The organism is Variovorax ureilyticus, from assembly GCF_037889935.1.
In the GTDB taxonomy this organism is placed as follows: domain Bacteria; phylum Pseudomonadota; class Gammaproteobacteria; order Burkholderiales; family Burkholderiaceae_C; genus Variovorax; species Variovorax ureilyticus.
The window spans coordinates 226,234-232,681 of sequence record NZ_JBBKZU010000012.1 but is presented as its reverse complement, the minus strand read 5'-3'; the positions used below and the strand labels follow the sequence as shown (position 1 = coordinate 232,681).

Here is a 6,448-nt window from a genome sequence, read left to right as displayed (position 1 = left end):
ACGGACTCTTTCTTGGCATACGCAACCCCCAGTCGAAGGAATGCATCAAGATGCCATACACGGCCAAACTTATCAAGAATATACGTGGCCGTATTTACGAAACTGCCTACTTAGTCGGCCACACGCAACAAAAGATCTACAAGACATGAGGCGCGCGCAGCGCACAGCGAGGCGCGGGTGCTCATCGTGGACCCGGAACTCACTGGCGTCGTCGAGACACTCGAGCCCATTCTGGGTGTGAAGATCGAGCAGACGATCGTCAACGGGCTGCCGGCCATCATCGCGGGGATCGACCGGCTACAACCAGTCGTTCCGAGTCATGCTCGAAAGCGGCCCTTCGACGCTCCTCCCGACTGCGGAGGTTGCTGGACGGGCGCTCTGCCGCGGCCCTTGTCCCCGCCTACCAGGCTCGGGCACCACGCAAATGCAAACGCGCGTCCCTAGCGGCGCTGCGCATCAGTCCAGAGTGAGCTTCTGCTTGACTACCACGTTCTTGTAGACCGCGAGCTCTTCCTGCATCTGCTTGGCGAAAGCCTCGGGCGTGTCGGCCATGATGATGGAATCCGTCTCCTCGATGCGCTTGCGGATGGCGGGGTCCTGCAGTACCTTGCGCGTTGCGGCGTTGATCTTGTCAACGATGTCCTTGGGTAGGCCCTTGGGGCCCACGAGGCCGTAGTAGGCCATGCGGTTCACTTCTTCCAGGCCCACCTCCTTGAAGGTGGGCACGTCCGGCAAAGTGGGCAAGCGGTTCGGCGCGGCCACGACCAGGGCGATGAGGCGCTTGTCCTTGATGAAGGGCAAGGACGAGGGCAGGTTGTCGAAGATCAACGGCACCTGGCCGGCTACGGCATCGTTGAGCGCGGGGCCCGAGCCGCGGTAGGGCACGTGCACGATTTCGGTGTGGGTGGAGAGCTTGAACATCTCCATCATCAGGTGCGTGATGCTGCCCGTGCCGGGCGTGGCATAGGTGTATTTGCCGGGCTCGCTCTTCACAGCGGCGAGGAAGCCCTTGTAGTCGTGGAAGGGGAGCTTGGTGTTGGCTGCGATCACGTTGGGCGTGGCCGCGATATTGATGATGGGCGTGAAGTCCGTGGCGACGTTGTACGGGATCTTTGGGTTGATCGCTGGATTGGTTGCCGTAGTGGACACGGTGGCCACACCGAGGTTGTAGCCGTCGGGCGCTGCGCGCGCCGTCTCGGCCGCACCGATGCTGCCGCCGCCACCGCCCTTGTTATCCACCACTATGGGTTGGCCCAGCTCTCGGCCCAGCGGCCCGGCCACGATGCGCGCGATCAGGTCGGTGGTGCCACCCGGCGCAAAAGGCACGAGCAGGTGAATGGGCTTATTGGGATAGACGGACTGCGCGTGGGCGGCGGTGGCGCAAAGGGCCAGCGCGCCGAGGGTCGAAGCACTGCGACGGAACATGCTAGTCTCCTTGTGTTGTTGTCATCGATTTGATGCTGGTGGCAAGGTGTCGATTTTAAGGTTTGCTTAGGTAAGCAAGCTCGGTACGTCGCTCACCACCAGGTAGGTATAGACGACATAGCGGTCAACCTCCGTCTCCAGTGCGATCCGGACCGTACGGCTCCCGCACCGGAGGAGTGCCGCATTCGTCGCTTCACACTAACGTGCCCCATCGCGTTCGCGATCGCGCGGCAATAGGCATTTGGCCAGTGCTCCCGTCCGATCGATGAGGTGGGTCACGCCGGTGTGTCGGCAAGCGATGCGGCCAACGACACCATGGCCGAACGACTGCTCTTCGCGGGGCACGAGGACCGCAACGGGCCCCTGGCGATATGCCGCATGTGGCAGGATGCGGCCAGAAGCGGGTATTGGCGACAGTCCCTTCTCCGGCGGCAAAAATTCTCTGTTGCAGGGGCAAAACCATACAAATCGATTGGCACGACGCGGCTGACTGGCCTACATTGGTCTTCCGCCCACCACGAGGAGCGAAACATGCCCATTCGCATCGCATCGCTGACCCGCCGCATCGCGAAGAACGGCGCCATGCTTCACAAGGCAACGATGGACCGCGTCCACTCGCTGGGTGCGGACCATGAGCCGTCAGAAGTTGAACAGGTGCTGGCCGAGGAGCGCCGCCTGCTCAAGGAGGAACGTGCGAAGCGCCAAACGCAGGCGCAGCAGCCGAGGGCGAAGGCCGTCGACAAGCTGGTGAGGACCCACCACCCGCAAGCCAAGGAGAAGCCCTGGGGAAATAAGGAGCCCAAGGAGGCCAAGAAGGCCACGGCTGGCAAGGCCCACAGGCCCTCGCGTGCCGAGAAGCACGCCGCGCAGGCGGCGGCCCTGCAGGCCGCGAGTAGAGCGCCGAAGAAGTCGGCGAAGACCTGAGAAGGCGCTCAGGCGCCGCGCGGAGCGCGGAACGGATGCGGGATGGGCGAATGCTGCTGAGCGGCGGCCCAGCAACGCCTTCGTGGTGTGCTCGGCCTCTGCAACGCGCCCCAGAATGAATGCGCCGGTGGCCTACATCCAATTCATCCGCGGGCCTTATCACCGAAGGCGGCGAGGTGCCCGACGAAGGCACGGCCGAGTTCCTGCTCAACTACATCTCGGATCTCCACGAGTTCATTGCGCGGGTCTTGGCGGTGCCACCGCACCATGCATGAGGTATGCGGTCAGTAGAAGGTCAGGGCCACGGCGGTATGACCAGCATCAGGAAACTCCAAGACATCGCCGATTGATATCGCTTTCCAAGTGATGCAGTCGTCAAGATTGGCTAGGTCGCATTCAGGCGCGATTTAGAACGACATGGATGCCACCGTCGAACCCGCGATGCCCTACAAGGGAAACGATCGGCTGCTGTTCGGGATCATCATGGGCGTCAGGGCAACCTCGCTGTGCGCGAGGCGGCAATCGTTGCGCTGGGCTTCAATGTATTGATGGTCGTAGTGGCCATCGTCTCGATCATGCTGACGGTGCCCAAGGGAACGAAGGTGCAGACCTGAATCTCCAAGCTCCGTGCCGAGCGCGGACGTCCACGTCCGCTTCCCGGCTTCCAGCCTGTTCGTCTGTCACCTCTGGAGTCGTCATGAATGCGCTCGTTCAAGCCCTTGGTACCGCCGAACCCGCCCCCCTGATGGCCGAACTTGAAGAGCTCTACAAAGACCTTCATCGGCACCCCGAGTTGTCCATGCAGGAAGTCCGCACCGCGAAGATCGTCGCCGACGCGGTGGAGGGTCTTGGCTACGAGGTGACGCGCAACGTGGGCGTGACCGGCGTGGTTTGCTTGATGAAGAACGGCGCCGGCCCGACCGTGATGCTGCGTGCCGACATGGATGCACTGCCGATGGTCGAGAACACCGGGCTGCCGTACGCGAGCACCGTGACGGCACGCGACCCGGACGGCATCGAGGTCGGGGTCGCGCACTCGTGCGGCCACGACATTCACGTGACGTGGATGGTCGGGGCCGCCCGCGTCCTGGCAACGAACCGCGCCGCATGGAGCGGCACGTTGATGATCGTGTTCCAGCCGGGCGAGGAAACGGCCGAGGGCGCGACCACCATGGTGCGAGATTGGGGCGATGGCCGCTTCCCGAAACCCGACATCATCCTGGGCCAGCACGTGATGGTCGGCGCGGCCGGCACGGTGAGCTATCGCCCTGGCGTCACGCTGTCGGCGGGAGACAGCCTCAAGATCAGGTTGTTCGGGCGCGGCTCGCACGGTTCGCAGCCGCAGACATCGATCGATCCGGTGATCATGGCCGCCGCGACCACGCTGCGCCTGCAGACCATCGTCTCACGCGAGATCGCGCCGACCGAGCCGGCGGTTCTCACCATCGGTTCGCTTCAAGCCGGCACCAAGGAAAACATCATCCCCGACGACGCCACCATCAAGCTGAACATGCGCACCTTCAGCGAGGACACGCGCGAGTACATGCTCAAGTCGATCCGCCGCATCTGCTGCGCGGAGTGCGACGCGTCCGGCGCCGAACGTCCGCCCGAGTTCACCACCATCAACACCTATCCGCTGACCGAGAACGACCTGATCGCGACACAAAAGGTGGCAGAGGCCTTCGGCCGCCAGTTTGGCGACAACGCCTCGCTGGCGCCCAGCCCCGCGTCGGCCAGCGAGGACTTCAGCATCTTCGGCCGCACCTGGGGCGTGCCTTATGTGTTCTGGTTTGTCGGCGGCACCAATCCGGAGGCGTACGCGAAGGCCAGGCAGGAAAGGACCGTCAACAAGATCCCGAGCAACCACTCGCCGAAGTTCGCGCCTCAGATTCACCCGACGCTCGAGACCGGCCTGCAGGCCCTGCTGACTGCCGCCGGCGCGTGGCTGTGTCCCGCAGCATGAACGTCCACGAGCTCGCCCTTGCCGGCCTGAATGACCATCGCCTGTTCACGGTTCTCGATCTGGCCGGTACGTTCGCCTTTGCAATCAGCGGTGCGGTCGCGGCCAGGGATCGGGGCCTCGACTGGTTCGGTGTCATGGTCATCGCCTTCGCTGTCGCCTGCGGCGGGGGCATGGTGCGCGACCTGTGCATCGGCGCTGTGCCGCCGGCCGGGCTGACCGATTGGCGCTACCTCGCCGTTTCAATGGCTGCGGCATGGATGACGATCGCCGCGGGCCCGCTGGTTGCGCGACTTGCGCACCCGGTAACCCTGTTCGATTCACTTGGGTTGGGGCTGTTTGCAGTCACCGGCGCACAGAAGGCCATGATCTTCGATCACAACGCCGAGGTGGCGGTGCTCCTGGGCGTCGTCACCGCCGTGGGCGGCGGTGTCGCGCGCGACGTCCTCCTCAATCGCGTGCCAGTGATCCTCCGGCGCGAGATCTATGCATCGGCCGCGCTGGTCGGCGCGATCATCGAAGTGGCTGGCGAGCGCCTCGGATGGGTGTCGAGCGGACGGACTTGGGTGGCGCTGATGTCGTGCTTCCTGCTGCGCTACCTATCGCTGCGCTACAAGTGGAACCTGCCTCGGTCTTCAGGAAGGGGTGACGACTGAGGTGCGAGATGCGCGCGCGGCAAGGCGTCAAGGCGCTCGAGGCGGAGATGGCCAAGGAGAAGAAGCGGCGTGCGAGTTGGAGGATGCATCGGCTGCGGAGCGGGCGTCCCTGGGCACTGCGTTGCAGGAGGCGCGGGGCGTGGAGCGGGAGCTGCGAAAGGAGTTGCAGGGGAAGGGCGAGGAGCTTTCGAGGGCGGAGGCGCTTCGCCAAGGTCTGGAGGCCAGACTTGAAGACTTGAGGCCGCCGATCGGCAGTTGATCGACGAGAAGACTGCGCATGCATCGGCACGAGCAGCACTCGTGCAGCCGATCGCTGCGGTCGGCCAGAAGGTCTCCGGGCGCTCGGCCAAGGGCAAAGCCAGAGCCGCCTGACGCCGGACACCGTCGATCGGCAAGCAGCTGATTTCTCGCGCGCATTGTGGAAGTTGCACCCGAGGTGCAAGTGGCTCTTCAGCGGCGAGCTCCCTAGGGATGGTCTGCAGAACGTGATCTGCGGACGCGATTGAATGAACCCGACGATGACGATGCATCCGCTCTGCTCATTCGAGCAGGCTCGGCATCGTTTTGCTGGGCAGCGCCGCCGTGTTGGCGGCCTTGCAAGCCCGAATCGGGCTTCGCAGACGCACTCATGCCTCGGCCTCCATCAGGCGCCGCCGCGCCATCCACAGGTTCGACAGTGCAAACAATGGTCAGGTGCCGAGTCGCTTTCTCGATCGGGGAGCGCTGATGGCCTTGAGCCCGGAAAAGATCGGCCCTTCCACCGCGCCTGGAATCTCGAGGGACATGAACGCAATGCGTTCCGCTTCCTTCGGCGAGATGCCGAAACCGATCAAAACGCTGCGCAGGATCTGCTCTGCGTGGTTGGCTCGGGTGGGCTCGGTCAGCATCGTCTCGATCCCGTAGAAGATCGCGCCGAGCACGATGTCGCGTGCCACGATCACGCTGTCGACGCTCAGCCGCTTTTGCTTCATTGCCAGTTCGAGGTCGCGCGTCAGGTAGACGTCGATGAGCTGGCCGCGAGTAGCGATTCGCGTGCCGACCCGCGTGATGAAACTTCCCCAGACTGGGTAGCGCAGCGCCATCTGCATGTAGAGCCGCGTGCCGCACGCAAAGCGCTCGACAGGATCATCGAGGTGAAGCACCAGCGGGTCCACGATCTCCAGGACCTCGTCGCTCATGGCCGTTGCCAAAGCGAGCAACAGCTCGTTGGTGGTCCGGAAGTGGTTGTAGAAGGTGCCCCGCGAAACGCCCGCCGCGGCGATGAAATCATCGATGACGGCCACATCCGGCCCCTTGTCGGTGAAGACCACCAGTGCACTTTCGAGCAGCCGTAAACGCGTCTTTTCACGGCGCTGAGCGCCGACCCTCACACGGTGGTCCTCGACCTTGGATTCAGTTGCTGCTTGTGCCATTGGCGTCGAGCGTACACCAGCGCTCCTTGCCGAAAAAGCAGTGTCGGTGCCTAGGGAAATCCCTATCATTT

General features: G+C 63.7%; 7 protein-coding genes. 5 read left to right on the top strand and 2 right to left on the bottom strand.

From position 1 onward, the window contains the following. Positions 1-456: 456 nt before the first annotated feature. Entirely contained in the window at positions 457-1,425 is a 969-nt protein-coding gene (locus tag WKW77_RS25265; protein WP_340359639.1) for a tripartite tricarboxylate transporter substrate binding protein BugE, read from the bottom strand. A 531-nt stretch (positions 1,426-1,956) separates the two neighbouring features. On the opposite strand from WKW77_RS25265, the gene WKW77_RS25260 reads away from it, so the two are divergent. The 5 genes from WKW77_RS25260 to WKW77_RS25240 all read left to right on the top strand — a co-directional run bounded on the left by WKW77_RS25260 (position 1,957) and on the right by WKW77_RS25240 (position 4,965). Continuing rightward, on the top strand, positions 1,957-2,349 hold the full coding sequence (locus tag WKW77_RS25260; RefSeq protein WP_340359638.1) for a hypothetical protein: 393 nt from the start codon (positions 1,957-1,959) through the stop codon (positions 2,347-2,349). 119 nt (positions 2,350-2,468) lie between these two features. Continuing rightward, positions 2,469-2,624: a hypothetical protein gene (locus WKW77_RS25255; RefSeq protein WP_340359637.1), complete on the top strand. Its 156-nt coding sequence runs from the start codon at positions 2,469-2,471 to the stop codon at positions 2,622-2,624. 142 nt (positions 2,625-2,766) lie between these two features. After that, positions 2,767-2,898, top strand: coding sequence for a hypothetical protein (locus WKW77_RS25250; protein WP_340359636.1), 132 nt, complete (start codon positions 2,767-2,769; stop codon positions 2,896-2,898). Positions 2,899-3,046: 148 nt separating this feature from the next. Then, the gene (locus WKW77_RS25245) at positions 3,047-4,312 is read left to right on the top strand and encodes a M20 family metallopeptidase (RefSeq protein WP_340359635.1); all 1,266 of its coding nucleotides are present in this window, start codon (positions 3,047-3,049) and stop codon (positions 4,310-4,312) included. After that, positions 4,309-4,965, top strand: coding sequence for a trimeric intracellular cation channel family protein (locus WKW77_RS25240; protein WP_340359634.1), 657 nt, complete (start codon positions 4,309-4,311; stop codon positions 4,963-4,965). Before WKW77_RS25245 ends, WKW77_RS25240 begins: the two co-directional genes overlap by 4 nt. A 689-nt stretch (positions 4,966-5,654) precedes the next feature. On the opposite strand, the gene WKW77_RS25235 is transcribed toward WKW77_RS25240, so the two are convergent. Continuing rightward, positions 5,655-6,446, bottom strand: coding sequence for a TetR/AcrR family transcriptional regulator (locus WKW77_RS25235; protein WP_340359633.1), 792 nt, complete (start codon positions 6,444-6,446; stop codon positions 5,655-5,657). Positions 6,447-6,448 lie beyond the last annotated feature (2 nt).

Bases quoted from the DNA above. Each gene is read 5' to 3' on its own strand.
- WKW77_RS25245 (WP_340359635.1), top strand. From the start codon at position 3,047: ATGAATGCGCTCGTTCAAGCCCTTGGTACCGCCGAACCCGCCCCCCTG.
- WKW77_RS25235 (WP_340359633.1), bottom strand. From the start codon at position 6,446: ATGATAGGGATTTCCCTAGGCACCGACACTGCTTTTTCGGCAAGGAGC.
- WKW77_RS25260 (WP_340359638.1), top strand. From the start codon at position 1,957: ATGCCCATTCGCATCGCATCGCTGACCCGCCGCATCGCGAAGAACGGC.
- WKW77_RS25255 (WP_340359637.1), top strand. From the start codon at position 2,469: ATGCGCCGGTGGCCTACATCCAATTCATCCGCGGGCCTTATCACCGAA.
- WKW77_RS25240 (WP_340359634.1), top strand. From the start codon at position 4,309: ATGAACGTCCACGAGCTCGCCCTTGCCGGCCTGAATGACCATCGCCTG.
- WKW77_RS25250 (WP_340359636.1), top strand. From the start codon at position 2,767: ATGGATGCCACCGTCGAACCCGCGATGCCCTACAAGGGAAACGATCGG.
- WKW77_RS25265 (WP_340359639.1), bottom strand. From the start codon at position 1,425: ATGTTCCGTCGCAGTGCTTCGACCCTCGGCGCGCTGGCCCTTTGCGCC.